The 25677-nt window shown below is 61.5% G+C and carries 19 protein-coding genes; 10 read left to right on the top strand and 9 right to left on the bottom strand.

The features are described from left to right. The first annotated feature begins 92 nt into the window (after positions 1-92). The 3 genes from CABTHER_RS13295 to CABTHER_RS13285 all read left to right on the top strand — a co-directional run bounded on the left by CABTHER_RS13295 (position 93) and on the right by CABTHER_RS13285 (position 8598). Positions 93-3911, top strand: a complete 3819-nt coding sequence (locus CABTHER_RS13295) for a TonB-dependent receptor (protein ID WP_081464942.1) — start codon at positions 93-95, stop codon at positions 3909-3911. 239 nt (positions 3912-4150) lie between these two features. Continuing rightward, a complete protein-coding gene (locus tag CABTHER_RS16195) occupies positions 4151-6910 on the top strand; it encodes a protein kinase domain-containing protein (RefSeq protein ID WP_014101183.1) in 2760 nt (919 codons plus the stop codon). Further along, positions 6907-8598 carry a sodium:solute symporter gene (locus tag CABTHER_RS13285; protein WP_014101182.1) on the top strand — a complete coding sequence of 564 codons (1692 nt, stop codon included), beginning with the start codon at positions 6907-6909 and terminating at the stop codon, positions 8596-8598. Before CABTHER_RS16195 ends, CABTHER_RS13285 begins: the two co-directional genes overlap by 4 nt. 780 nt (positions 8599-9378) lie before the next feature. Here CABTHER_RS13285 and CABTHER_RS13280 read toward each other — a convergent pair. The 6 genes from CABTHER_RS13280 to CABTHER_RS13255 form a co-directional block, all read right to left on the bottom strand. Beyond that, positions 9379-10185, bottom strand: a complete 807-nt coding sequence (locus tag CABTHER_RS13280) for a zinc ribbon domain-containing protein (RefSeq protein ID WP_041569992.1) — start codon at positions 10183-10185, stop codon at positions 9379-9381. Between the two features lie 404 nt (positions 10186-10589). After that, on the bottom strand, positions 10590-11786 hold the full coding sequence (locus CABTHER_RS13275) for a TonB family protein (RefSeq protein ID WP_187288435.1): 1197 nt from the start codon (positions 11784-11786) through the stop codon (positions 10590-10592). Between the two features lie 55 nt (positions 11787-11841). Then, complete coding sequence (locus CABTHER_RS13270; RefSeq protein ID WP_014101179.1) at positions 11842-12165, bottom strand: SCP2 sterol-binding domain-containing protein; 324 nt, start codon at positions 12163-12165, stop codon at positions 11842-11844. Positions 12166-12186: 21 nt separating this feature from the next. Next, the gene (gene moaA / locus CABTHER_RS13265; protein WP_014101178.1) at positions 12187-13212 is read right to left on the bottom strand and encodes a GTP 3',8-cyclase MoaA; all 1026 of its coding nucleotides are present in this window, start codon (positions 13210-13212) and stop codon (positions 12187-12189) included. Between the two features lie 87 nt (positions 13213-13299). Beyond that, complete coding sequence (locus CABTHER_RS13260) at positions 13300-14337, bottom strand: isoaspartyl peptidase/L-asparaginase family protein (RefSeq protein ID WP_014101177.1); 1038 nt, start codon at positions 14335-14337, stop codon at positions 13300-13302. Between the two features lie 170 nt (positions 14338-14507). After that, the gene (locus CABTHER_RS13255; protein WP_014101176.1) at positions 14508-14750 is read right to left on the bottom strand and encodes a hypothetical protein; all 243 of its coding nucleotides are present in this window, start codon (positions 14748-14750) and stop codon (positions 14508-14510) included. A gap of 141 nt (positions 14751-14891) precedes the next feature. Between CABTHER_RS13255 and CABTHER_RS13250 the strand changes: the two genes are divergently transcribed. Together CABTHER_RS13250 and CABTHER_RS13245 are read left to right on the top strand one after the other, a co-directional pair. Then, on the top strand, positions 14892-15449 hold the full coding sequence (locus tag CABTHER_RS13250) for a flavodoxin family protein (protein ID WP_041570168.1): 558 nt from the start codon (positions 14892-14894) through the stop codon (positions 15447-15449). Positions 15450-15534: 85 nt separating this feature from the next. Next, a complete protein-coding gene (locus CABTHER_RS13245) occupies positions 15535-16278 on the top strand; it encodes a superoxide dismutase (protein WP_014101174.1) in 744 nt (247 codons plus the stop codon). A gap of 28 nt (positions 16279-16306) precedes the next feature. Here CABTHER_RS13245 and CABTHER_RS13240 read toward each other — a convergent pair whose 3' ends face one another. After that, on the bottom strand, positions 16307-17338 hold the full coding sequence (locus tag CABTHER_RS13240; RefSeq protein WP_014101173.1) for an aldo/keto reductase: 1032 nt from the start codon (positions 17336-17338) through the stop codon (positions 16307-16309). Between the two features lie 224 nt (positions 17339-17562). Between CABTHER_RS13240 and CABTHER_RS16190 the strand changes: the two genes are divergently transcribed. From CABTHER_RS16190 to hpf, 4 genes are all read left to right on the top strand, one after another. Beyond that, positions 17563-18516, top strand: a complete 954-nt coding sequence (locus CABTHER_RS16190; RefSeq protein ID WP_014101172.1) for a universal stress protein — start codon at positions 17563-17565, stop codon at positions 18514-18516. Between the two features lie 169 nt (positions 18517-18685). Next, complete coding sequence (locus CABTHER_RS17270; protein WP_041569991.1) at positions 18686-19231, top strand: HNH endonuclease; 546 nt, start codon at positions 18686-18688, stop codon at positions 19229-19231. 70 nt (positions 19232-19301) lie between these two features. Next, positions 19302-20345, top strand: coding sequence for a serine hydrolase (locus CABTHER_RS13225; RefSeq protein ID WP_212770345.1), 1044 nt, complete (start codon positions 19302-19304; stop codon positions 20343-20345). A 235-nt stretch (positions 20346-20580) separates the two neighbouring features. Continuing rightward, positions 20581-21147, top strand: a complete 567-nt coding sequence (hpf, locus tag CABTHER_RS13220; protein ID WP_014101169.1) for a ribosome hibernation-promoting factor, HPF/YfiA family — start codon at positions 20581-20583, stop codon at positions 21145-21147. A gap of 153 nt (positions 21148-21300) precedes the next feature. On the opposite strand, the gene CABTHER_RS13215 is transcribed toward hpf, so the two are convergent. After that, a complete protein-coding gene (locus tag CABTHER_RS13215) occupies positions 21301-22704 on the bottom strand; it encodes a hypothetical protein (RefSeq protein WP_014101168.1) in 1404 nt (467 codons plus the stop codon). Positions 22705-22978: 274 nt separating this feature from the next. On the opposite strand from CABTHER_RS13215, the gene CABTHER_RS13210 reads away from it, so the two are divergent. After that, positions 22979-23869, top strand: coding sequence for a DMT family transporter (locus CABTHER_RS13210; protein ID WP_014101167.1), 891 nt, complete (start codon positions 22979-22981; stop codon positions 23867-23869). A 53-nt stretch (positions 23870-23922) separates the two neighbouring features. Here CABTHER_RS13210 and CABTHER_RS13205 read toward each other — a convergent pair whose 3' ends face one another. Next, positions 23923-25599 (bottom strand): hypothetical protein, encoded by a 1677-nt coding sequence (locus tag CABTHER_RS13205; RefSeq protein ID WP_014101166.1) that lies wholly within the window; start codon positions 25597-25599, stop codon positions 23923-23925. Positions 25600-25677: the final 78 nt, after the last annotated feature.

Here is a 25677-nt window from a genome sequence, read left to right as displayed (position 1 = left end):
CCGGTTTCCGGCGTCAACCTTCCCTCAGCCGCCAGGGAAACCGCCATTTCTGATGTGGGGCAACCGAAATCCACAGTTTGAGGACGATTTAGATGACCACCTGTGCATCTCCTTTCACAACACGGTGGGGGCGCTGGTCCTGGTTATTCCTGCTGGCGCTGTGCCTGGGGACATTGGGCTTCAGCGCCATGGCCCAGATTGGGACGGGGACCATTCGCGGCACCGTGACCGATGAGCAAGGCGCGGCGGTTGCCGGAGCAACGGTGACGCTGACCAATCCGGCAACGGGCACGACCCGCACCCAAACCACAAACGAGGCCGGCACCTTTTCCTTCACGGGCGTTCCGGCGGCAACCTATACGCTGAAAGTCGAAGCCACAAACTTCAAAGTCTATGAACAGCCGGACATCCGCGCGCGGGTGGATGGCAGTACAACCGTGGGCGTGGTGCTGTCGGTGGGTGAGGCGACGGAAACCGTCACCGTGACGGGCAGCGGCTCCGAAGCCATCGTCAACCGCCAGGACGCCAGTATCGGCAACACAATTGCCCAGCGGCAGATTCTCGAACTGCCCCTGGCCGCGCGCAACATTGCCGGTCTGCTCAGCTTGCAGCCGGGTGTGGCCCCGGACGGCTCGGTGAGCGGGTCGCGCAGCGACCAGGGCAATATCACGCTCGATGGCGTGGACATCAACGAGCAGCAGAACAACAGTGCCTTTGCGCCTGTGCTGCGTACCTCGCCGGAATCGGTTGAGGAGTTCCGGGTCACGGTGAGCAACCCGAACGCCAACCAGGGACGGTCGTCGGGGGCGCAGATCTCCCTCGTCACCAAGAGCGGCACCAACGAGTTTCACGGCTCGGCCTTTTTCTTCCACCGTCCGACAATCGGCAACGCCGGCAACTGGTTCACCAACGCCATCGGGCAGCGGACACCACGGGTGTTGCAGAACGTCTTTGGGGGTGCGATTGGCGGGCCCATCGTCAAGGACCGGTTCTTCTTCTTTTACAACTACGAAGGACGGCGTGACCGCTCGCAGCAGTCAGTGTTGCGCGTCGTTCCCCTGCCGCACCTGGGACGGGGCGAACTGCGGTTCAATGCCGTCAATGCGGCCACCGGCGCGCCAGTCGGGATTCGGACGTTGACGGCGGCGCAGATCAGCCAGGCGTTTCCGGCACTGGCGGCCGCAGGCGGCGGTTCGGCGCTGAATCCGGCAGCGGTGGCGTACCTGGCACAGGCGGCCAGTCGCTATCCGGCAAACGACGCTGGTGCCGGGGATGGCGTCAATACTGGCGGTTTTCGTTTCAATGCGCCGACGCCATTTGACTTCAATGCCCACATTGGACGGCTCGACTGGAAGGTGGACAACGCCGGCCGGCACACGCTGTTTGCCCGCGCCAACGTGCAGTATGACGTGCAAACCCAGACCTCCTTTTTCCCCGACACTCCGGCGCAGCGTCTCTGGTCGCACCCGGTTGGCATTGCGGCCGGCTACACGTGGAACATCAGCAACCGCTGGACAAATGTCTTCCGCTATGGTCTGACCCGCTTCGCCACCAGTCAGCAGGGTGATACGGCGCAGAACTTTATCAATTTCCGGTTCGTGTTCCAGCCAACCTTCAATGCCCGGACGCTCGACCGGATCGTACCGACACACAACTTCACGAATGACACGACGTATGTGTTTGGCGACCATACGTTTCAGTTCGGGACCAACATCCGCATCATTCGCAACCGGCGGACGGGTTTTGGGCAGGCTTTTGATTTTGGGGTCATCAACCCGATTTTCTACGCCCAAAGCCTGACGGCTCCCATCAACACCTTTGCCGTCAACAACCTGGGGCTGGCCATCCAACCCGGCCGGGCCGTGCCGGTGCGGGATGCCGTCAATGCGCTCATCGGGCGCATCAACCAGTACACGGTTTTCCTGACCTACGATCAGCAGGGGCGCCTGCTTCCGGCCGGCACCCCTACGGAGCGGTCATTTGCGGCTGAGGAGTATGACTTCTACTTCCAGGACATCTGGCGCATCCGGCCGAACCTCACGCTGACCTACGGCATCCGCTATGGGTTGAGCCGCCCGGTGTATGAGCAAAACGGTTTTCAGGCCGGCACGAACATTCCGCTGGGTGACTTCCTGCGCGGACGGGCCATTGGCGCTGCCCAGGGGCGACCGTTCAACGACCTCATCACCATCCGGCTGGCCGGCCCGGCCAATGGCGGCGATCCGCTCTACCAGTTTGCCTACAACAACTGGCAGCCACGGGTAGCCATAGCGTGGACGCCCGATTTCAAAGAAGGTTTCTGGGGCAAGCTCTTTGGCACCCGTCAGCAATCGGTGTTTCGCGCGGGATTTGCCCTGACCAACGACTACTTCGGGCAGCAGATTGCCGTGCAGTTTGACCAGCGCAACACGCTGGGCTTCGTGCAGCAGCAGCAGACATCCTTTGCGCAGTTCCGGCTTACAGGTCCGCCTTTTGCGCCACTCTTTACGGCGCAGGGGCAGAACTTCCGCAACTTCCCCGGCATCAACCCGCTGCCCCAGTTGCGTTTTCCGCTAACCCAGCCAGACGATGGCCAGCAGCGGATCGAGCAGTCCATTGACCAGACGACCCGCCTTCCCCGCAGCTTCAGTTGGAACTTCTCGTATGGGCGGGAGCTTCCAGGCGGTTTGTTCTTTGAAGCCTCGTACATCGGACGGCTGGGGCGGAATCTGCTCGCGCAGCGCGATGTCATGGCGCTCAACAACCTGGTTGATCCGCGCACCGGTGTGGACTGGTACACTGCGGCCGGTCAGCTTGAAGACCTCCGCCGTAACAACACGCCGATTTCACAGATTCCCAACATTCCGTACTTCAACAACATTCTCTTTCCGGGAATTCTGGCCAACCTCTTTGCCGGCTTTGGCGGCATCCAGGCCGGTATGACGAACAGCCAGGCCATCTATGCCATGCTTCAAAATCCAAGTGCGTGGGGGCTGCTGGGTCCGGCTGACTGGACGACCGTTCAGCTTATCCTCAACAACAGCCCGCGCCCTGGTGGCTACGGCATCAGTGGCATCTCTCCGTTGGGTGAGGACCTGTTTTTCCATCCGCAGTACGGCGCTCTCAACACGATTGGGAGCTTCGGCACGTCGGATTACCACGGGTTGGCCATCACGGTCCGCCAGCGGTACAAGAACTACCTGACGTGGGATTTCAACTACACGTTCTCGAAGTCGCTCGATGATGCCTCCGGGCTTCAGACGGCGGGCTTTTTCGGCGGGGGCGGGTTTGTGCTCAATCCGTTCCGGCAGCGTGACAACCGGGCGGTCTCGAACTTTGATCTCCGTCACGTCATCAATGCCAACTTTGTTGTGCAGCTTCCCTTTGGGCGCGGGCGGGCCTTCTTTGGGAACGTTTCGCGCCTTGTGGATGCGTTCATCGGTGGCTGGCAGCTTGGCGGTATTGCCCGGTACAACTCCGGGCGGGTGGCCGGCGCGGCGACGGGCGACGGTACGGCCTATGCCACCAACTGGCAGGTGCCGAGCAATGCCGTGCGCATCCGGCAGATTTCATCTTCGCCGACGCGCGGCAACAACCCCAACCTCTTCCGCGATCCGGTCTTTGCCTCCCAGAGCTTCCGCAGCGCCAGACCCGGCGAGACCGGCGAGCGCAACATCTTCCGGTTTCCAGGCTTCGCCAACCTCGACGCCAGCCTGGCCAAGAGCTTCACCATGCCGTGGAGCGAAAACCAGTCACTTCAGTTCCGGTGGGAGGTGTTCAACGTGACCAACTTCCAGCCGTTTGACGGAGTGCAGACTTTGGCGACGCCAACCGATCCCTTCCGCAGCCAGCCGCTGCCCAACTTTGGGCGGCTCACGTCCGTGCAGAACCCACCCCGGTTCATGCAGTTCGTGCTGCGGTATGTGTTCTAAATCCAGAAACAATGGCCACTGACTCTGTCGGGGGTGCTCTGCACCCCCATTTTTTTCTCTGGTTCGATGCGTCAGGAAGACAGCCTGATTCCGGGCCACCGTGGCCGACCAGCCCTGGTTGACGTGTCCAACCGCTTGCCTATAGCTTATTTCCCAGCCATCGTAAAAACCCTCAGTGCTTTACGCCACCGCTCACCTGACGCTATCCCGACGCCCCTGCTTTGGCGGACGTGTTTGTTATGCCTGCTCTTGGGACGTTCCTTGCCCACTACGAAATCTATGAAAAGCTCGGCGCCGGTGGGATGGGGGAGGTCTATCGGGCGCGCGACACCAAGCTCAACCGGGATGTGGCGATCAAGGTTCTGCCGCCGCACCTGGCCAGCGACCAGGAAATCCGGTTGCGGTTTGAACGCGAAGCCCGCGCCATTGCACAGTTGTCGCATCCCAACGTACGCGCCATCTATGACTTTGATGTGGTAGGGGAGACGGCCTTTGCCGTCATGGAATATCTCGAAGGGGAATCCCTGCGTGCGCGGCTGCGGCGCGGTCCGATTCCCCTGGCCGACGGCGTCCGTCTGGGTGTGTCCATTGCCGAGGGGCTGGCGGCCATCCATCAGAAAGGCATCATTCACCGTGACCTCAAGCCGGAGAACATCTTTCTGACGACCGACGGGCAGATCAAGATTCTCGATTTCGGCGTGGCCCGGGTGGTGAAGTCAACGGTCATTTCTGAAGATGAAGAAACCCGGCATGACAGCGATACCTTCAGCACCTTGCCGGGCATGGTCGTCGGCACGGTGGGGTACATGTCGCCGGAGCAGGTGCGCGGTGCGGCGCTTGACGGGCGCAGCGACATTTTCGCGCTCGGCTGTGTGCTCTTTGAAGTCTTTACCGGGCAGCGTGCCTTTCAGGGTACAACCCCGGCGGAGGTCACGGCCTCAATCCTGCGGGATGATCCCTTTGAGCAGCTCGATGAAGCGAAATCGCTTCCGGCTGATCTCAGGCAGGTGCTTGTCCGGTGCTTGCAGCGCCATCCGGCACAACGCTTCCAGAGTGCCCAGGATTTGGCTTTTGTCCTGCGAACCCTGCTGCTGAGGCTTTCCGAAAAAACCAGGCTGGACCTGTCCACACAGCCCGCCGACAAGTCAGCGTCACCGCTGCCGACGACGCGCAGGCTGCTCCCGGCAACGGCGCTGGCCCGCTCCCGGATGCTCTGGTGGACAGGTGGTGCTCTGCTGTCGGTCGTGTTGCTGGGGGGCATCGTGGCGTTTCTCTGGAGCGGCCGGTCGAAGCCGCTGTTTTTGACCTATACCTACCTGACCAACGCCGGAAGTGACACCGCACCGGCGTGGTCGCCGGATGGGCAGAGCCTGGCTTTTGCTTCCCGGCGCGATGGACGGCAGCGCATCTGGGTCAAGCGCATTACCGGCGAGGCGGTCGAGGTCCCCATTACGGATGGTGACGACAGCCGCCCACGCTATTCGCCCGACGGCCAGCAGATAGCCTTCATCCGCCAGATGGATGATGGCGCGGCGGCGCTTTACGTCGTGTCGTCGCTGGGCGGTGAGCCGCGCCTAATTGCGAGGGAAGCCGTGGATGGGGACTGGGCACCGGATGGCCGCCGGTTGTGCCTGAGCCGGTGGGTGCGGGGGCAGGGTGTCACCTCGACCCTGCTGGAACAGGTGGAAAGTGATGGAAGCAACCTGCGCCTCATCGCTCGGCTGGAGGGGTTGCGGCTGCGCTGCCCACGCTGGTCGCCGGATGGACAGTACATTGCGCTGGTCAAGGATGTGGTTGCCGGCAACGTCTTCTCGCCGGTGGTTCTGGTCAAGGTCTCCACCGGCGAAGCGCGCCAGCTTAACCCAAAGGAGCGTGGTGGCTATCTGTCGAGTCCGGCCTGGCTGGAAGACAGTTCGGCCGTGGTGGCCATCCAGGCCACGTCACCGGAAGCGCCGAACATCATCACCCCGGCGCGGGTGCTGGTGTTTGACGTACGGACGGAGGAGTGCCGTACCGTTGCCGCACTCCCGCACGATGCACCGGTATGTGATCTGCGGAATGGAAAGCTGGTTTATGAAGCGCGCTCGCGGCGCGGCAATCTCGTGGAGGTACGGCTTGGCACCCGCCCCAACGACATGCCCCAGATGCGGGTCCTGGCCCAGGGCACAAGCATTGACCGCCAGCCGCGCTACACACCGGACGGCAAAGGGTTGGTGTTTACGTCCAACCGCACCGGCAACAACGACATCTGGCAGCTTGATTTCGGCAGTGGACGCCTCCGCCCGCTGACCACCCACCCGGACACCGACTGGGACCCCGTGGTGGCACCGGATGGCACGGCCCTGTACTGGAGTTCCAACCGCAGCGGAACATTTGAAATCTGGACGGCCAACCCGGACGGCACGCGCGGCCGGGCGCTGACGGCGTTTGGCGCCAGCGCCCAGAACCCAACCGTATCACCTGACGGCAAAGAGGTCTTCTTCACGGTGAGCGATCATCCCCAGTATGGCCTGTGGCGCATGAAAACCGATGGCTCCGGTGGGCAGCGTCTGGTGGCCGAGATGCCCGCCCGGTGGCCGGAAGTCTCCCCTGATGGGCAGTACCTGCTCTACGTGACCACTATGAAGGAAGGCACCGGCAATGCCATCCGGGTCGTCCGCACGGCAGATGGCGAACAGGTCTTTTCCATTGAGGTCGGACTGGGCGGTTTGAGCCATGGCCGGGCCCGGTGGTCCCCGGATGGGAAGCAGATCGCCTGGGTTTCAACCATTGGCACCGGCGGTATTTTCATCCAGGATTTTCGTCCGGGCACCGATACCACTCGTACCCGCCGCCAGCTTGTTGGAGACATCTTTGGTTCGCCGCCGGAAAGCTTTGCCTTCTCACCCGATGGCCGGACGCTGGTCGTGGCCGCCAGCGATGACGCCCCCAACCTGATGCTGTGTGTCGGGCTCCCAGACCTGACGCCCTCCCGGATACCAGGTCTGCTGAGCCGATGACCGCACTCGATTGGGCTGTCATCGCCGCCTACTTTGCCTACCTCATTGTGGATGGCCTCCGCGCCGGCCGGCGTGGACAGACCTCGGACGGCTACTTTCGGGCCGACCGGAGTCTGGGCTGGTGGACGGTCGGGCTGTCGGTGATGGCCACCCAGCTTTCGGCCATCACGCTCGTGGGCGCCACCGGACAGGGCTACACCGATGGCCTGCGCTTTGTACAGTTTTACTTTGCACTTCCCATCGCCATGGTCATCCTGTGCGTCACCGCCGTACCGGGCTTTCACCGGGCCAATGTCTTCACGGCCTACGAGTTTCTGGAGCGGCGCTTCGATGCGCGGACGCGCGCGCTCACCAGCCTCTTTTTTCTGCTGTCGCGGGGGTTGGCCACTTCCGTCGTCATTGCCGCGCCGGCCGTGGTGTTGTCCGTCGTGCTGGGCTGGCCGGAAACCTTCACGGTTTTGGCTATGGGCGTCGTCACGACACTCTACACCGTTCTGGGTGGCGTGCGCGCTGTGGCGTGGAATGATGTCAAACAGATGGTGGTGATTCTGGTCGGGCTGGCGGCGATGCTGTGGGTACTGGTTGCCAGGCTCCCGCCGTCGGTTTCGCTGTGGGAAGGGCTGCACGTGGCCGGGGCTACGGGACGCCTCACGGCTGTGGTCTGGTCGTTGGACTGGCGCGAGAAGTACACCGTCTGGTCAGGGTTGCTGGCCTCGCTGTTTCTGTTTCTGTCTTACTTTGGCTGTGACCAAAGCCAGGTGCAGCGGTATCTGGCCGCGGCTTCGGTGGATGCCGCGCGCCGGTCGCTGCTGCTCAATGCCTTCGTGAAAATTCCCCTCCAGGCAGCCGTGCTGCTGATTGGGGTGCTGATGTTCGTTTTTTACGTGTTTGCGCCGGCGCCGCCGCTCGTGTTTGCCGGAAACGTGGAACTGGCGAATGAAGCCGCACGCCAGACCTACGCCCAACTTGCGGCCGACTACGCTGTAGCAACGGATGAACGGCGGCAGGCGGCCCTTCGCTACGTGGCCGTCCGGCGGGAACATGCGGCGACGGCAGCCTCTGCTGAAACAGCTTTTCTGGAAGCGCAGGCGCGGTGTGACGCTCTGCACCGGGCGGCTACGAAGCTTCTGTCCGAGGCGACCGGCCGCCCCTACGACGACACCAACCACATTTTCCCGACCTTTGTCCTGTCCCAGCTTCCGACGGGGCTGGTGGGGTTGATGCTGGCGGCCATCTTTGCCGCGGCCATGTCCACGAGCGCCGGGGAACTCAACGCACTGGCCACGACAACGGCGCTGGATATGTACCATCGGTGGTGGGCGCCGGAAGCGTCTGAGGCCGAGCTGGTCAGGGTTGGCAGGCTGGCAACGGCATTCTGGGGCGGCTGGGCCTGTGTCGGCGCGCTCTATGCGACGCATCTCGGCTCGCTCATTGAAGTTGTCAACCGCTTTGGCTCGTGGTTTTACGGGGCCCTGCTGGGCGTTTTTGTGCTGGCCGTGGCTGACCCACGGGCCGATGGACAGGGTGCTATCAGCGGGCTTTTGCTGGGGATGGGCGTCGTCTGGGTGTTGGCGGCAACCGATCTGGTCGCTTTTCTCTGGCTCAACGCCGTGGGCTGTCTGGTAACGTGCGTCGTTGGCGTCATCGTCAGCCGCATCCGCTGGTTTGGCGGGCGGGAGAAGCGGTAGCCGGGAGAAACTATGTGGAGATCAGGTTTCAGAAGACCACGCCGGCTCGCCGGGTGGTTGGTTGTCCGTGGGTTGGCATCCGACATTCCCGTGACTGGGGATTGGAACGGGGATGGTGTGGAAACAGTAGGGATTTTCCGTCAGGGGCAGTTCTTTCTCAGAAACAGCAACACCCCCGGCTTTGCCGATGTGCCGGTGGTGGTCATCGCCGGAACGCAGCCCGGAGACCTGCCTCTGGCGGGCGACTGGGACAGCGATGGACGCGATACGCCAGGTGTTTTCCGGGCAACGGCGCAGAGCGCCCAGTTCTTTTTGAGCAGTGCCAATGCTTCGGGAATGCTTCGGGGCCGCTGCCGGTGCCAATCAACTACGGGCTGGTCAGTGACCGCCCGGTGGTTGGCAAGTGGCGGTGAGGGGTGTGGAAATGGTGCCTTGGGACTGGTTGGACATCCTCCCCGTCCTGAAGTCCGAGGCTTGCCGTGTAACTGGTCAAGCAGGGTTTGACCGGGTTCAAAGTCAACCAGGAAATCAACATCACTATCTGCCCGGTCTTCATCTCTGGAAAAAAGTTACCAAGCTGGGCTTCTACTCACTTTGGACCAGAAGTCTTCTCTTTATCCAGAAGGATGAAAAGCAAGCTATGTTATGAGTTGACTTTTTGAATTTATCGAAAGTTTATTAGATTTCAAAATAATGCTAATATAGTAAAAAGCACGACGATAAAGGTCATTATATTTATTATTTTAGCAGTTGAATTTTCGGTAAAAAATCTAAGTTTGTTCAAGATTTTCGTTCTTTCTCTCTTCTAAGTTGCTCTTCAGTATAGCAAAGCATCCTATCTCTTCTCAAGAGATAGATTATAGCGGCTATAAAAAACACAAAAACTGCTGTAAGTATGAGTTTCATGATACATTCTTGGGGGTAGTCACAGTAGCCATATTGATAATGGTATTTCGTCGTGGACATGGTGGTGAGTGAATGTAAGAAAATAACAGTGAAAAGATATAAAGCTATGCCAAATTTCTTGGGTTTTCTTAGGTGAACTTCTGTCGGTGTTATGTGGATAATATACCATCCTGAATATGTCATCTCCCTAATGCGTTGAACAAGATATGGTGATATAGAGGGCGTGTCTTGGTTTATGGCAACAGTCGTAGGGAGTGATTGCCCGGTCTTTATATCTCTGCCGCAAAACCGGCAGACAATGGCTTCGGCTTTGATGGTTTCCGCGCAATATGGACATTTCCTTACGGCTTCATTTTCCTCTGCCTTGTGTGCTGGTTGTAATGGAGTCTCAAATTGCTGCGGAGGAGTAGGATAGGGATCAACCTGAATATCAGTTGCCGGAGATACCGGAGGCTTCAGTTTGGCCAGGCTGTTTTGTGCAATTTCGTTGTCGGGATTGATGGATAGTATATACTCCAAAATCTTCCGTCTTTCCTCATCTGAGCCAACAACAGTGGTCATCCATAACCAGGCTGTTTCGTTTTGGGGATCGGTTTGCAGTACCTGATTGAGCAGTTGCCCGCCGGTGTTTTTGTCACCGGCTTTGATAGCCGCAATGGCCTGTTCGAGAGTGTCTGACATTGGGCAAACTCCTTCCCGGTTCGATGTTTCAATCCAATTCCCGATGACACGTTTTTTGTAAGTAAGACCGTCCTGTTTGCCTTTAGCCACCTTCCCGGCTATGAAGCCCGGTTCTTCCAATCAGCAGGCGTGCACGGAAGACCGGACGCCCGCTGCTTCTGGAGGAAGGCGCTTCAGCCGCCTTCGATACCCAAAAGCGAGGGAGCAACCAATGCTGTGAGCTGGACGGCGTTTATTGTTATTGCCCGTTATCCTGGTGTCAAGGGCGGATTTGCCCGGGCGCTGCGGCGTGCCGTTGTTGACAGGGGCCAGTCCGGCAACCAGAGGTCAGCCGTGCTTGTCCGGGCATGGCAGTAGTCCGCTTGGCTGCCAGCCCATCAGTTGGATGGATTTCGCTGTGATGGCTACTGGTTGACGAAGCGGTACTTGATGTCCATGGTCGTCGTGACGGGTTGCCCGTTTTCTTGGGCCGGGGTGAACCGGATGCTCCGCGCGGCGCGCATGGCTTCCTCATCAAGACCACTGCCCAGCCCGGAAACCAGCTCGACGTTGCCAATCCGCCCGTCAGCGCGAAACTCAACCCGTACCACCACCACGCCCGTGACGTTCCGCATGGCGGCTTCCCGCGTGTAGCGCGGTTTGTCCTGTGACAACAGCACAACACCCGTACGATTGCCCGCCCCGGCCGATGGCTCCGACGGTTCAGTACGGGACGGCGCAGTACGTGAAGGTTCGGTACGGGAAGGTTGACGCTCCGGTGCCGGTTCCATCCGTGACGCCACCCGCCGGGGTCGGGTTTGCGGAACGTCGGCCTGTGACCCGTTGGCCGCCTGAACCGGCGGCGGTTCGGCCGGAGGTGCAGAAGGCGGCGTCGTGGCCGGTGGCGTCGGCTCCGTCCGTACCGGACGCGCCAGATCACTTTCAATCCGCTGGACGGCGGCCGCCGCCAGCGGCCGCAGGTCGGGGTCGTCACCTGTCGTCAGCGCGCGTAGCGCCGGCAGCGCCGGAGCTGCATAGCCGCCCAGTCGTCCCAGCGCGGTGACGGCCGCCTGGCGGACATCACGGCTCTGGTCAGTCGTCAGGCGTACCAGGGGCGTCACGCCGGAAAGTGCGGATGCTCCAAGTGCACCAAGGGCCAGCGCCGCCGCCCGCCGCAGTTCGGCGTCGCTGCTGCGGGTGGCTTCGATGAGGGCTGCGGCCGGTTCGGCCTGCGACGGTTTCAGCAAACCCAGAACGGCTGCTGCCGTGACGCGGTTGGGTTCATCCACATCCCGAACCATGGCCGTCAGGGTCGGAACGGCGGCCAGCCCCGGCGAACCGATGAAAGCCAGCGTCCACATCGCCTGTTCCGCCACACGCGGGTCCTCGTCCCGCAGCGCCTTGACGAGTTCGGCTGCCGCTGGCGCGGCGGCCGGCCCCAGCTTCCGCAGGGTGAGCGCGGCACGCAGCCGGGTTTCCACATCGGCATCCGAAAGCTGTGCCGCCAGTTGCGGCACCGTCAGCCGGTTGCCCGCCGTGTTCCCCGGCGGGGACTGCCCCTGGACGGATGCGCCGGCCAGCATCAGCCAGCCAGCCAGCGTCAGGGCCATAAGACACAACATGGAGCTGGAACCGTGCCGGAACTTCACGACCGACATTGCATCCTGGCCCCCGGTGTCACGAGAAAGCCGCCATGAAGGTCTTGAGTGCCTGTGGGTCATTGGACTTGATGCGTCCGGTGAAAAAATCGCCGGCGCCGGGCTGGTATTCGCCGCGCCACATCTGCAGGAACAGGTCAGATGATGTTTTCAACACCACATCGGCCTGATCCGTCACCTTGCCCTTGGTCACGCGGCAAGCCTTGGCATCCAGCGTCACCGTCCATTTCTCGTCATCCAGCGAGAAGTAAAACGTCGTCGGTTTGGTGTAGGCCCCGGGGCGGTATTTCTTCTCAAGGTTGCTGAAAATGGCTGCAATCGGCGAGCTGGGTTTGTCCGGCATGACGCCCTCCCTTGGCATGCATCACCCGCCAATGCAGGACATCGTGCGGCTCGGCGGGATGAAATCGGGTTCGTTGATGCGGTGCCCGGCTTCTTTTTGGGCAACCGCCGTCAGGATGCGCGCGGCCAGTTCCTGCTGCCCGGCCCCGGCCCGCAACGCATCGCGTAAATCATACTCAACGACCGAAAAAAGGCATGTCCGAAGTTTGCCGTCGGCGGTCAGCCGCAGGCGACTGCACGCGCCACAGAACGGCTCGGTGACAGGGGCAATGATGCCGATTTCACCCGGCGCACCATCGGCGAAACGGTACCGCCGGGCCGTTTCGCTGGGTGACTGTCCGGCGATGGGGATGAGCGGATAGCGCGCCTGAATGCGGGCGCGGACTTCCCGGCCAGGCACGACCAGCGTCGGTTGCCACTCGCCGGGCCCGTCGAGCGGCATGTATTCGATAAACCGCAGGCTCACATCCCAAGCGCGGGCAAAGTCGGCAAAGTCTTCAATTTCGCCGTCGTTGACGCCACGCATGAGCACGCAGTTGACGCGCACCGGCGTGAGCCGGTAGCGATGCGCCAGCTCGATGGCGCGCAGCACGCGGTCCAGCGCCCTGACGCGCGTCAGGCGGTGAAAGGTTTCTTCGCGCAGCGAATCCAGGCTGATGGTGATGCGTTGCAGTCCGGCTTCGGCCAAGGCGGCCGCATACTGCTCGAACCGGTAGCCGTTGGTCGTCAGCGCCAGGTCTTTCACCCCCGGTAACTGGCGCAGGGCGCGCGTCAGCGCCACAACGTCGTCACGCAGCAGCACCTCGCCTCCGGTGAGACGGATTTTCTCGATCCCCAATCCGACGAACACCCGCGCCAGCGCCAGAATTTCATCCACGGTGAGCAGTTCTTCAGCGGCTTTCCACGTCACGCCTTCGTCCGGCATGCAGTAGGTGCAGCGAAAGTTGCACCGGTCCGTGATCGAAATGCGCAGGTCGCGGATGACGCGCCCGTGGGCATCGCGGAGCAGTGGGTGCAGGTGGACGGTCCGGGGATGGGCGTAGGTCATAGAGGGTAATCCGGCGGCAAAGCCCCGTGGCCGGAAGCTTAGCGGTTTCCCGGCCCGCAGGAAATGATGCCTGCCGTCACCGGCCCATTACCCGTCATCGCGGTAGATGCCGACAAAAAGCCGTCCGTCCGGGTCAATGCTGGCGCGATGCATGCCCGGTGAATTGAAGGGCAGGGCGATGTTGCCCTGCCGGTCAAGGGCAATCGCACCGCCAATGCCGCCCATGGTGACGAGCTTGCGCAGGATGACTTCTTCGGCGGCTTCCTTCAGGGACAAGCCCTTGTAGGCCATCAGGGCGGCAATGTCGTAGGCCACAACCGACCGGATGAAATACTCGCCATGCCCCGTGCAGGAAACGGCGCAGGTCGCATTGTCGGCATAGGTGCCAGCGCCGATGATGGGTGAGTCCCCGACCCGCCCGAAGCGTTTGTTGCTCATCCCGCCGGTTGAAGTTCCGGCCGCGAGGTTGCCCTGGGCATCGAGCGCCACGGCGCCAACTGTCCCGAACTTGGCTGCTGCCGCCGGTTCAGATGGAAACTGCCGGGCGACTTTCTTGCGCCTGGCTTCCTCGGCCTTGATTTTTTCAAGTTCGCGCCGACCTTCTTCCGTCCCGAAGTACTTTGGCGAAACGAGTGTCAGTCCGCGCTCGGCGGCAAAGGCTTCGGCACCGCTCCCGACCATCAGCACGTGCGGGGAATGCTCCATCACGGCCCGCGCCGCACGAATGGGGTTTTTGATGCGTTTGACGCCGGCCACGGCCCCGGCCGCCCGGTTGGCCCCGTTCATAATCGAGGCGTCGAGTTCACACGTGCCGGCGCTGGTGAACACAGCCCCCTTGCCAGCATTGAAGATGCCTGAATCTTCGAGCAGGACGATGGCCGTCACCACGGCATCCAGCGCCGTACCGCCACGCTTCAGGACCTGGTGGCCGGCCGTGACGGCTTCGGTCAGTTTCAGCCGGTACTGCGCCTCGCGCTCCGGCGTCATGGAACTTTTCTCAATGACGCCGGCTCCGCCGTGGATGGCAAAAGCGATCGGTTGTGATGGAGCGCCGCGGACGATTGCCGCCGCCGTTGTGGCAAGAGCCGTGGACAAAAACGCACGGCGTGACCAGATGTGGTTCATAGGGCTTGAACAGTTTGCAAGATCGTTGGTCAAGGTTGCGTAGCCTTATATGACTTGGGCCGGTCTCGCAAGCGCATTCCAGCGTCTGCCCGGACTGGCTGTCCCGAACGCAGAAACATTGACCCTTCCGGCATCCATCCCTAAAGTATAGCCAGCCGGAGCACTTGCCCTCACACCTGTTCCGGCGCGACGATAAACGTCCCCGCCCGATGCTTATGGCTCACCATTGTCGCTTCGATTTTCCGCCCGAAAAGTGCTTCGATATGGGGTGCGAGCACTTTTACACCCAGGTGCAGGTACGGTTCGAGACCATATCCGAGCTGCTGCTGCACGTCCCTGTCACCGATCCCGTCCTGCACAGCAGGCTGAGTCAGGAACTTGAAAGCTGTCTGCGCCTGCTCCGGGACTTCCACGTGATGTTTCCAGAGTGCAGTGCCTCGGATTGCCTGACGCACGTTCCGAAACGGGCCGAAACCTCTGTGCCGGCGGGTATGTAGTCAACTCCTGCACGCCACCGGACGCGGGGAAAGACCTCTGGAGTGATGCAAAAAACCATGACGAGCGTAACGATTGTTTACCACAGTGGCTACGGCCACACGGCTGCGCAGGCGGCCGCTGTTCTCGAAGGCGTCCAAAGTGTGCCGGGGGTTTCGGCGCAGCTTATCCGTGTCGAGGACGTTGAAAACCACTGGGAAACCCTGGATAGGTCGGATGCCATTGTGTTTGGTTCGCCAACCTACATGGGGAGCGTGTCGGGGCCATTCAAAACCTTTATGGATGCCACGTCGCGCCGCTGGCTTCAGCAGGCGTGGAAAGACAAAATTGCCGCCGGGTTTACCAACTCCGGCAGCCTGAGTGGTGACAAACTCAATACGCTCGTGCAGTTGGCCATTTTTGCCGCCCAGCACGGCATGCTGTGGGTTGGACAGGCAGAACTGCCAGCCGGACGCGCTGACGACGCCATCAACCGGATTGGAAGCATGCTCGGCGCGGCCGCCCAATCCGATCACGGCAGCACGGGGCCGTCCGAGGGCGACCTGGCCACGGCAAGACGGTTTGGTGCGCGCGTGGCCCAGGCTGCCCAACGCTGGCAACGCGGCGCTACCACCTGAACTGCGGACTGCACTACCTACCTGTCCCTGCCCCCCGGATGTCCCGGCTGAACAAGCCTGTGTCACTGTGAGGAGCATACTTTCGATGACTGAATCCCGACGCACATTCCTGAAGGCAACCGCCCTGACGACCGCTGGCTTTGCCCTGGGAAGCACCTTTGAGGCACTGGCTTCTGCGGTGGACGACGACAAGCTGGCTGCCGCCAGCCGTCTGACCGATGCTGAAGGGCAGTTTGTGCTGCCGCCGCTTCCGTACAAGTACAAGGACCTGGAGCCGGTCATTGATGAAGCGACGGTACGCCTGCACCACGACGTACATCACAAGGCGTATGTTGATGGCGCGAACAAGGCGCTGAAGCAGCTTGCCGCCGCCCGTGCCGAAGGGAACTTCGATCTCGTCAAGCACTGGTCGCGCGAACTGGCCTTTCACGGTTCGGGACACGTCCTGCACACGCTCTACTGGACGAGCCTGACGCCTGCCAGGGGCAGCGAACCCAAAGGCGACCTGAGCCGCGCCATCGACCGGGATTTTGGCGACCTGGCCAAGCTCAAAGCCCATCTGACCAAGGCAACGGTGGCCGTTGAGGCATCGGGCTGGGGCGTGCTGGCCTACAACGTGCTCGACCGGCGGCTGATGGTGTTGCAGGTGGAGAAGCACCAGGACCTGACCGTGTGGGGAGCAGTTCCGCTGCTGGTCATTGATGTCTGGGAGCACGCCTACTATTTGAAGTATCAGAGCCACCGCGCCGAGTATGTTGCCGCTGTGTGGGATGCGCTCGACTGGACGGCTGCCGGTCTTCGCTTCGAGGCGGCCCGGAAGGCCGCCTGAATGTGTGCATCGAACGGCGGCCGTCGTTTCAGCGGCGGGGATAGTCTATCTTGTCGAGTGCGCCGCCAAATGCGAATTGCCGGACGGTTTCTCCCTGGAAAAACCGGTGTGGGAAGCCCAGCTCGATGGCACTGGCTTCAGTCAGCCGCGCCAGGTGTTCTTCGCTGAGGCTGAAATCCAGACAGGCAAGGTTGTCCTTGAGCTGGGGCAGTGTCCGTGCGCCCAGAATCGGAATGATCGGCTGGGGGCGCTGGCGCAACCAGTTCAGGGCTACCTGCGCTGGTGAGCGTCCGATGTCCTCGGCAATCGTCATGACAAGCTGAGCCAGTTCCCGGTCGCGCTCCTTGGTGGTTTTGAGGCGTCCGGGAAGGGGATCACCTTCCTTGAGATTGTTGTACTTGCCGGTCAGTACGCCACCGCCGAGCGGACTCCAGGCCGTGACGCCAATGTTGAAATGCGCGGCCATTGGCAGCAGTTCGCGTTCGGGGGTTCGTTCGCGCAGGGAGTATTCAATCTGAAGGCCGACGAAGGGCGTCCAGCCCCGAAGCTGAGCCAGAGTGTTGGCGGAAGCCACAATCCAGGCGGGTGTGTCGGAGATTCCGGCATAGAGCACCTTGCCCTGGCGTACGAGGTCGTCAAAACCACGCATGACTTCTTCAATGGGCGTGGTGAAGTCCCAGACGTGCAGCCAGAGCAGATCAATGTAATCCGTCTGAAGACGGCGCAGGCTGGCTTCGACCGCCTGCATCATGTTCTTGCGGTGGTTGCCGGAGGCATTGACTTCACCACAGCCGCTCGTGTCAAGGCTGTACTTGGTCGCAATGACCCACCGTTCGCGTTCGCCCCGGATGAACTCCCCGATGAACGTCTCACTTTCGCCTTTGGTGTAGAAGTTTGCTGTGTCAAGGAAGTTCCCCCCAGCTTCTGCATAGGCTTCAAACATCGCGCGGCTTTCATCCTTCGAGGCACCGGTTCCCCAGGCCTCGCCGAAGGTCATTGTCCCCAGGCAGAGTTCGGAAACCCGCAGTCCGCTGGCGCCAAGCAGTTTGTATCGCATCATGGCTTTTCCTCAGTTCAGAGACATCGGCCGCACCCGACCGTGGACGCCGGGCGTGCCGTCCCTGCTTCATAGACCAAACCGGACGGGCATGGAATGACCTTTCGCTGAAAAACGGCCCGGCCAAAAGGGCGTTACGTTATAGACTCATGACAGAAACCCGATCCGTTACGGCGTTGCCCTCTGCGGCCCCGTCCGGGTGGACTGTATTCAAAGGAGATGCCCTCATGCCTGCTGACTACACGGTTCGTAAGGTTTTGGTTGCCACGGATGGCTCCCCGGCGAGCTTTGCCGCCATTTCCGACCTGGTTCACGCCGGATTGCCGCCGGAGGGTGAAGCCGTTGTCCTTTCCATTGCCGACCGGGTGCCACTGTTTCCACCACGAACCCCAGAGGAAATTCTGTATCTCGAAGACGCCCGTCTGGCTGTGCCGCGCCACTGGGCACGCAGCGCTGCGGACATTCTCCGCCGCCGCTTTCCGCAGTGGGTCGTGCGTGAGGAAACCCGCGCCGGTGCACCGGCCCGCGAGATTCTCAAATTTGCCGATGAGTGGTCGCCGGATTTGATTGTGTTGGGTTCCCACGGGCGCTCGACCCTGGGGCGGCTGTTTTTCGGAAGCGTGTCACGCAAGGTCATGCTGGAGGCACGCGCAGCCGTGCGGATTGGCCGCCGGCTGGAACGTCCTGACAGTGAGCCGCTGCGCATTCTGGTCGGCGTGGATGAAACCCCGGCTTCGGAAGTCGTTGTGGCGGCGCTGGCGGCACGCCATTTTCCACCCCAGACCCAGGTCAAGCTGGTGACGGCAACCGGCGTCTTCGAGTATTTCAGCAGCGACATCCTGGGGAGCAGCGTGGCTGTCGTGCCATCCGACACGATTGATGAACTGCGCCGCACCGCGGCCGAGGCCGCGACGGCAGTACAGGAAAAACTGCTGGCAGCCTATCCCGATTGGAAAGTGACCCTGTCGCGGGAAGTCATCGAAGGCGATCCCAAGAGTGTTTTACTGGACATCGCCGAGAAGTGGCCCGCCGATGCCATCATGCTTGGTACGCGCGATCTTTCCGGGGCAGAGCGGTTTTTCATCGGGAGTGTGTCGTCGGCCATTGTCGCCCACGCGCCCTGTACGGTTGAAGTTATCCGTCGTCGCCGGGACGAAGCAGACAGTTCCACGGCTTCCTGAGCAGAAGTGCTGGATGAAGCTGAAAGGCGTCACTCACTGCCGATACAAGGGGTTGTCAGTTTGCGCAGGTTTCACGCATCATAGGGCAACCCCTATGCCCCAGGTGTGCCTGGCTCTGTTTCCTGGCGGGGTCGCGCCGTCTGGGCTTGTACGGAAGGAGAGTGCGAGCTTGATCATTGCGCAACGGAAAGTCCTCCTGCTCAATGCCTCGTATGAACCGCTCGGTCTGGTTTCGGTGCCACGCGCTTTACGTATGGTCTGGCAGCGGACGGCCGAGGTCCTTGAAAAGGATGGCGACCGGGTTTTGCGAACGGTACGCTTTACGTTCGCCTGTCCCTCGGTGGTGCGGTTACACGAGTATGTCAACGTCCGCAAGCGGCGGCGTTCGGCAGGTGGGTTGCGGGCGAAGATACTCATCCGCGACCGGTATCGGTGCCAATACTGCAACAAGCGAGGCACGGCTGCTGACCTGACGCTGGACCACATTGTGCCCCGGTCGCGGGGTGGGCAGTCGGTCCCGGAAAACCTCTGTGCCTGCTGCCATGATTGCAATCAGCGCAAAGGCGACCGGACCCCGGATGAGGCTCGCATGCCCCTGCTGTCAAATCCGGCGGCTCTGTGGCACGACCTTGATCTGACGGCGCTGCATCATGCTGCGGCGTCCCGTCCGGAGTGGCGTAAGTATCTCTACCTTGACGATGCGGCGGCCGCCTGACAGCGCGCGTCGGACGTATCCGATGCGCGCTGTTTCGTTTTTGCCCATTCGTTGGTGAGGGTTCAACGTGTTGGTACGCACCGGTTCCCGTCTGATATGGCGGGCAAGTCTCGGCTTGGTCTGTTTCAGCCTGTGGAGTGTAACCGGCGGGCTGTGGGGCGGACTGCCGGTATCGGCGCTGGCACAGTCCGGCGCGGCTACCGCTGGAGCGGAGGCGCCAGCGGTGGAGCGTCCGGCACGCCAGACGGCTGCCATGATGCGCCGCCTGCAGCGTCGGCTGGCGGCTTTCAAAGGCAAGGTCTTCTGCTTCGCCAAAAATCTCGATACCGGTGAAACCTTCGGCTACAACCCGGATGCCAGGGTGCGGACGGCAAGCACCATCAAGGTGCCCATCATGGTGGAAGTCTTCGCCCAGGTGGCCGAAGGCAGGCTGCGTTGGGATGACAAGCTGACCGTCGTCCGGCGGCATGAGTATGAAGACGGCGGCGTGCTGTTTGAGCTGACGCCGGGCACCCAGATCACCGTCCGTGATGCCGTGCGGCTGATGATTGTCGTCAGTGACAACATCGCCACCAACATCCTGCTTGACCGGATCACCACGGATGCGGTCAATGACCGCCTGGCAAAGATGGGTTTCGAGCACATCCGTTCCCTGCGCAAGATCGCCGGTGGCGGTGAAAGCACCTTCCGCGAGAGCAACCTCGAAGAAAACAAAAAGTACGGCATCGGCGTCGCGACCCCGCGCGAGATGGTCCGGCTGCTGGAAGGTCTGGAGCGCGGGACGATGGTCAGCCCGGAGGCGTCACGGGAAATGCTGGCCATTATGAAACGCCAGCAGTATCGGGAGGGCATCGGCCGGCGCCTGCGTGGTGTTGAAGTTGCCAACAAGCCGGGCGCACTGGACCATCTGCGCAGTGACATCGGCATCGTCTATACGAAACACGGACGCATTGCCATGGCCATTACGGTTGAGGACATCCCGGTCGTGGACTATTGCAGCGAAGCCGAAGGCCACCTGCTCATTGCCGACATCGTTGACCTGCTGCTGGAAGGTCTGGCCGCGCCGGCTTCGCCTGCAGAACGGCGCGCCGGGCGCAAACCGCCCTCCCGCTGATGCCTGCTGCTGAGTCAGCCCACAACACGCCGTCTATTCTTGCCCTGAGTCCGAAGGTGGCAGCGTCTGCCAGCCAGGGAAAAAATAGCGTGGCCGGCTTTGCCGTCTTATAATGGAGGCGTTACCAGGTTCAAGACAGCCCATCGGAGGGGACACGGAACACAACGCCTGCACGGCCGGGAATTTCCAGTCCCTAAGCGGAACGGATGTCAACTCAGGAGTTTTTTCGTCAACAATGAAACTTGACTTTACTGTACGGCACTTCACCCTGACACCTGCCATCAAGAAGTTTGCCCGCGAGCAAACCAAGAAAGTTGCCAAACTGCTCGATGACCGGGACCATATCCGCCTGCATCTCACCATGGCCATCGAGAAACACCGTAACCTGGCAGAACTCGTGCTGACCATGGGTGAGCAGGTCCTGACCGGCAAGGCTACGACCGACGACATGTACCAATCCATCACCCAGGCGACGGAAAAGCTGGCCCGCCAGGTCAACAAGCTCAAGGAAAAGGTTGAGACCAAACGGAAGACCCGCGCCAGCGTCAAGGAAGTCACGGCGGCAGCCGAAGCGGCCCGTTCGGAAGCCGAGGGGACGGCGGACGAAGCTGCGCCAGAGGCCACGAAAAAACCACGCATCATTCCGACGCGCCGCTATGCCATCAAACCCATGACGCCGGATGACGCGGCGGCCAGTCTGTCGCCGAAGGACCAGTTTGTTGTTTTCCGCAACATGGTCACGGATCGCGTTGGTGTGCTCTACCGTCGCCCGGATGGTAATTTCGGCCTCATCGAGCCGTAAGACCTGCGCCTGAAAGCGTGTCCGGCCGGACGCAAAGCTCCCAGCTCCGTGTTGCACTTGGAAAAGCTGCGCGCAGGAAAAAAGCCCGACGTGGCTGTGCCACGTCGGGCGACATCCGGCCTATCACCTCCGGCCCATCAACTGTGGCTCTGGTCAGAGGGTGGCGGGCTTGGAATCTGGTTTCCTGAGTCCCGATGATCGCAACAGATCGCACAGGTACAGCTCGCAGACCGGTTCCTGCCGGAAATGCGAACCCAGAAGCTGGCGCAGCCGCTGGATGGCTTCGTAGCGTCCGATGCCGGTGCTCGCTTCGTAGCGTTCCCAGAAGTCTTCCCACCAGTCTGTTGGCTGCACCTTGGCACCCTCGTACTCCGTGACCCGTCCGGTCTTGCCGCCGGTCACAAGGCTGCCGGCATCTTCGCTCTGGACGTAGATGCGCTCGATGTTGGCCTTGATAGCCGCAATGTCGGCTTCCGTGGCAACGCCGTTCGAGGTCGCTTTGTAAAACTGAACCGTGACGCGCACCGGGAAGCGTTCATCGCGTTCGATGGCGAGGTTATCAATCTCGGTAAAGGGCCCTTCCAGATCGCCGTGTCCGATGACGGCATTTTCGATGTCGCTGGCGCGCGGGGCGGGCATGCCTGCTGCCTTTGACTCGTAGGCAATGCCCGGAACCATTGGAGGCTTGCTTCGGGGAAGTGTCCGCTGTTTGAGTGGCACCTGAATGAGCAGCACCAGGTTGAGTCCTGAAGTCTGACCCGGCGCGCCCGGCGTCGGCGATGTCCGATCGCCCCCCTTCGCCACAAAGTCACTCTCCCGTTCGCCCGTCAGACTTGCCCGCTGCCCGTTGGCATTGAAAAACAACCGCTGCCCCCACACACTGCCGCTGCGAAACGCATCCCGTTCATTGTCAATGATGGTGACGCTCGTCCCTTCCCGTGTGGCCAGAATCGTCAGCACCGCCGGGTCGCCTTTCTTGGACTGGTAGTTGAACAACACGGGGTTGAACGTCGCCTTGCCGCTCTTGGGAATCGGCAGGAAACACGCCTGGGCGCTGACGAGTACCCGGGTGTCGCGCGGAGCCAGCAGGCTGTGCTTTTCGCCGCGCCACGAAGCCGGGTTGGTCAGATACGAACGCGGATGGGCGAGGAAGTCGTACAGCGAGACGCGCCGCAGGGGTTGCCCGTGGTGATTGCCCACAAGCAGGGTGAAGTCGCGCGGGTCGAGGTCGCAGGTGAGGTCCCGGAAGTTGGGGTAGCGGATGACCGGCATGCAGGTGACTTGGAACTGTCTTGTAGTGGGGTCTTCAAAGCCGACCTGGATGGTCATGTCGCTGATGTTGGGGCCGACGGCGGAGTTTTTGTAGCGTCCGGTGTCTTCCCAGGTGAGGTTGACGATGTCGAGGCCGTATTTTTGGGCCAGGGCAATGGCTTGGGCGTCTTGCACCATGCCGGCTGTGGCGGCAATGGTGCGCTGGTACTCCGCCGCTTCCTTCGGGGAAAGTTTCGGTGCCGGGGCCGATGTTGCTGGATTTTTGGATGGCTTGCTTTTGGGCATGACATTGTCCTCCAGGCAGGTTGCGTGTGGGGCACATGGCGGCGGATGAATTCCGTCACCGGTTGGTTTGGGCAAAAACGCGCGCGTCAGGTCAGGCCAACCGCCAGAGATGGACGCCCACGGAGCTATGGCCTGACCGAAAGAGGCTTACTGCTGGCGTCTCTTACAATGCGTCATAAAACGCAGCACAACGCGCGTAACCGTGACACGCGAACATGATACGTGACCGTGTCAATCCCTGAAGGAAGTGGAGTTCAGCCTTACTTTACCTTTTATGCAGCAACGACAGTGGCTCGGCATCATGTGCGTCATCGCGGCTGCGGCACTCTGGAGTCTCGGCGGCGTCGGCATCAAGTCAGCCCACGCCGATGCGTTTGCCATCGCCGGTGTGCGGAGTTTCTTTGCCCTCTTCGTGCTGGCCGCGGCGCTGCTCTGGCAGCAGGCATCACACCAAGGCAATCTGCTCCAGACGACGCTCGCGCGGCGCTACGTGTGGTGGGGTGCGGCCAGCTATGCGTTGACCATGATTGCCTTTACCTGGGCCAACAAGCTCACCACGGCGGCCAATGCCATTTTGCTGCAATACACCGCGCCCATTTTTGTTGCCGTACTGGCGCGGCCGCTGCTCGGTGAACCCATCCATCGCCGCGACCGCTGGTCCATCGGCGGCTGTTTCTTTGGCATGGCGTGGTTTTTTCTGGACCGGCTCAGTCCGTCCGGGATGTTCGGCAACCTGCTGGCCATTGTCTCCGGGATCGGCTTTGCCGGGATTGCCATCTGCCTGCGGGCTGATGCCCGCACCCAGCCGCCGACCGGCGGCACGCCGCCCTCAAGTCTCGTCCTGATTGCCCTAGGCAATGCCCTGACGGCCCTGTGCTGCGCTCCGGCTATTGTGGCTTCGCTTCCGTTGCCAGTCACCACCCTCTGGCTGCTCGCCGGTTTGGGAATACTTCAGATTGGCGTGGCTTACGTCCTGTTCGCCATCGGGGTCAGCCGCGTCTCGGCGCTGGAAAGCACCCTGCTGGCGATGCTGGAGCCAATCCTGAATCCTATCTGGGTCGCCTTGGCCACCGGTGAACGGCCGTCCGCTATGGCGCTCATTGGCGGGGCCATCGTGGTTGGCGTCATTGTCTGGCGTCAGCTTGGAAAAACCGCAAACACTTGAGAGCACAAAAACGCCCGACGTGGTGGCCACGTCGGGCAATGGCCGGTTTGGCCTTAGCTGGCTGGCTTGCGGTGTGGGTGCTTCCTGCCTGCTGAGCGCAGCAGATCGCGCAGGTAGAGTTCACAGACCGGTTGCTGCCGGAAGTTCGTTCCCAACAGCTCGCGCAGCCGCCGGATGGCTTCGTAGCGTGAAATGCCGGTGCTCGCTTCGTAGCGTTCCCAGAAGTCTTCCCACCAGTCCGTCGGCTGTACCTTGACACCATCGTATTCCGTCACCCGTCCGGTTTCGCCGCCGGTGACGAGGCTGCCCACATCGGTGCTCTGGGCGTAGATGCGCTCGATGTTGGCCTTGATAGCCGCAATGTCGGCTTCCGTGGCGACGCCGTTCGAGGTCGCTTTGTAAAACTGAACCGTGACGCGCACCGGGAAGCGTTCATCGCGTTCGATGGCGAGGTTATCAATCTCGGTAAAGGGCCCTTCCAGATCGCCGTGTCCGATGACGGCATTTTCGATGTCGCTGGCGCGCGGGGCGGGCATGCCTGCTGCCTTTGACTCGTAGGCAATGCCCGGAACCATTGGAGGCTTGCTTCGGGGAAGTGTCCGCTGTTTGAGTGGCACCTGAATGAGCAGCACCAGGTTGAGTCCTGAAGTCTGACCCGGCGCGCCCGGCGTCGGCGATGTCCGATCGCCCCCCTTCGCCACAAAGTCACTCTCCCGTTCGCCCGTCAGACTTGCCCGCTGCCCGTTGGCATTGAAAAACAACCGCTGCCCCCACACACTGCCGCTGCGAAACGCATCCCGTTCATTGTCAATGATGGTGACGCTCGTCCCTTCCCGTGTGGCCAGAATCGTCAGCACCGCCGGGTCGCCTTTCTTGGACTGGTAGTTGAACAACACGGGGTTGAACGTCGCCTTGCCGCTCTTGGGAATCGGCAGGAAACACGCCTGGGCGCTGACGAGTACCCGGGTGTCGCGCGGAGCCAGCAGGCTGTGCTTTTCGCCGCGCCACGAAGCCGGGTTGGTCAGATACGAACGCGGATGGGCGAGGAAGTCGTACAGCGAGACGCGCCGCAGGGGTTGCCCGTGGTGATTGCCCACAAGCAGGGTGAAGTCGCGCGGGTCGAGGTCGCAGGTGAGGTCCCGGAAGTTGGGGTAGCGGATGACCGGCATGCAGGTGACTTGGAACTGTCTTGTAGTGGGGTCTTCAAAGCCGACCTGGATGGTCATGTCGCTGATGTTGGGGCCGACGGCGGAGTTTTTGTAGCGTCCGGTGTCTTCCCAGGTGAGGTTGACGATGTCGAGGCCGTATTTTTGGGCCAGGGCAATGGCTTGGGCGTCTTGCACCATGCCGGCTGTGGCGGCAATGGTGCGCTGGTACTCCGCCGCTTCCTTCGGGGAAAGTTTCCGTCCCGGATCGGAAGCCGGTCGTGGAGTGGGCTGGGGTTCGGGTGGCAGGTCGTCAGCTTCAGGGGGCTGGGGGGTGGTGATGGGCACAGGAGTTGGTGAGGTGCGTTCCAGGTATCCGGCCACGGCTTCCTTCGGGGAAAGTTTCCGTCCCGGATCGGAAGCCGGTCGTGGAGTGGGCTGGGGTTCGGGTGGCAGGTCGTCAGCTTCAGGGGGCTGGGGGATGGTGATGGGCACAGGAGTTGGTGAGGTGCGTTCCAGGTATCCGGCCACGGCTGCCGTGCCGATGGTAAGTCCGGCCAGGACAAGTGAAAACAGGCGCGTCATATTGGCTGACCTCCACGAAGTTGGGTGATATGCGGCGCTGTGGACGTATCACACGCCCAAAGGTTCCCAACCCAACGT

The organism is Chloracidobacterium thermophilum B (assembly GCF_000226295.1).
Taxonomy (GTDB): domain Bacteria; phylum Acidobacteriota; class Blastocatellia; order Chloracidobacteriales; family Chloracidobacteriaceae; genus Chloracidobacterium; species Chloracidobacterium thermophilum.
This window is presented reverse-complemented; position numbering and strand designations above follow the sequence as displayed.

Excerpts from the sequence above, each read along its gene's own strand:
- CABTHER_RS13295 (WP_081464942.1), top strand. The coding sequence starts at position 93 with ATGACCACCTGTGCATCTCCTTTCACAACACGGTGGGGGCGCTGGTCC.
- CABTHER_RS16195 (WP_014101183.1), top strand. The coding sequence starts at position 4,151 with ATGCCTGCTCTTGGGACGTTCCTTGCCCACTACGAAATCTATGAAAAG.
- CABTHER_RS13285 (WP_014101182.1), top strand. The coding sequence starts at position 6,907 with ATGACCGCACTCGATTGGGCTGTCATCGCCGCCTACTTTGCCTACCTC.
- CABTHER_RS13280 (WP_041569992.1), bottom strand. The coding sequence starts at position 10,185 with ATGTCAGACACTCTCGAACAGGCCATTGCGGCTATCAAAGCCGGTGAC.
- CABTHER_RS13275 (WP_187288435.1), bottom strand. The coding sequence starts at position 11,786 with ATGTTGTGTCTTATGGCCCTGACGCTGGCTGGCTGGCTGATGCTGGCC.
- CABTHER_RS13270 (WP_014101179.1), bottom strand. The coding sequence starts at position 12,165 with ATGCCGGACAAACCCAGCTCGCCGATTGCAGCCATTTTCAGCAACCTT.
- moaA (WP_014101178.1), bottom strand. The coding sequence starts at position 13,212 with ATGACCTACGCCCATCCCCGGACCGTCCACCTGCACCCACTGCTCCGC.
- CABTHER_RS13260 (WP_014101177.1), bottom strand. The coding sequence starts at position 14,337 with ATGAACCACATCTGGTCACGCCGTGCGTTTTTGTCCACGGCTCTTGCC.
- CABTHER_RS13250 (WP_041570168.1), top strand. The coding sequence starts at position 14,892 with ATGACGAGCGTAACGATTGTTTACCACAGTGGCTACGGCCACACGGCT.
- CABTHER_RS13245 (WP_014101174.1), top strand. The coding sequence starts at position 15,535 with ATGACTGAATCCCGACGCACATTCCTGAAGGCAACCGCCCTGACGACC.
- CABTHER_RS13240 (WP_014101173.1), bottom strand. The coding sequence starts at position 17,338 with ATGATGCGATACAAACTGCTTGGCGCCAGCGGACTGCGGGTTTCCGAA.
- CABTHER_RS16190 (WP_014101172.1), top strand. The coding sequence starts at position 17,563 with ATGCCTGCTGACTACACGGTTCGTAAGGTTTTGGTTGCCACGGATGGC.
- hpf (WP_014101169.1), top strand. The coding sequence starts at position 20,581 with ATGAAACTTGACTTTACTGTACGGCACTTCACCCTGACACCTGCCATC.
- CABTHER_RS13215 (WP_014101168.1), bottom strand. The coding sequence starts at position 22,704 with ATGCCCAAAAGCAAGCCATCCAAAAATCCAGCAACATCGGCCCCGGCA.
- CABTHER_RS13210 (WP_014101167.1), top strand. The coding sequence starts at position 22,979 with ATGCAGCAACGACAGTGGCTCGGCATCATGTGCGTCATCGCGGCTGCG.
- CABTHER_RS13205 (WP_014101166.1), bottom strand. The coding sequence starts at position 25,599 with ATGACGCGCCTGTTTTCACTTGTCCTGGCCGGACTTACCATCGGCACG.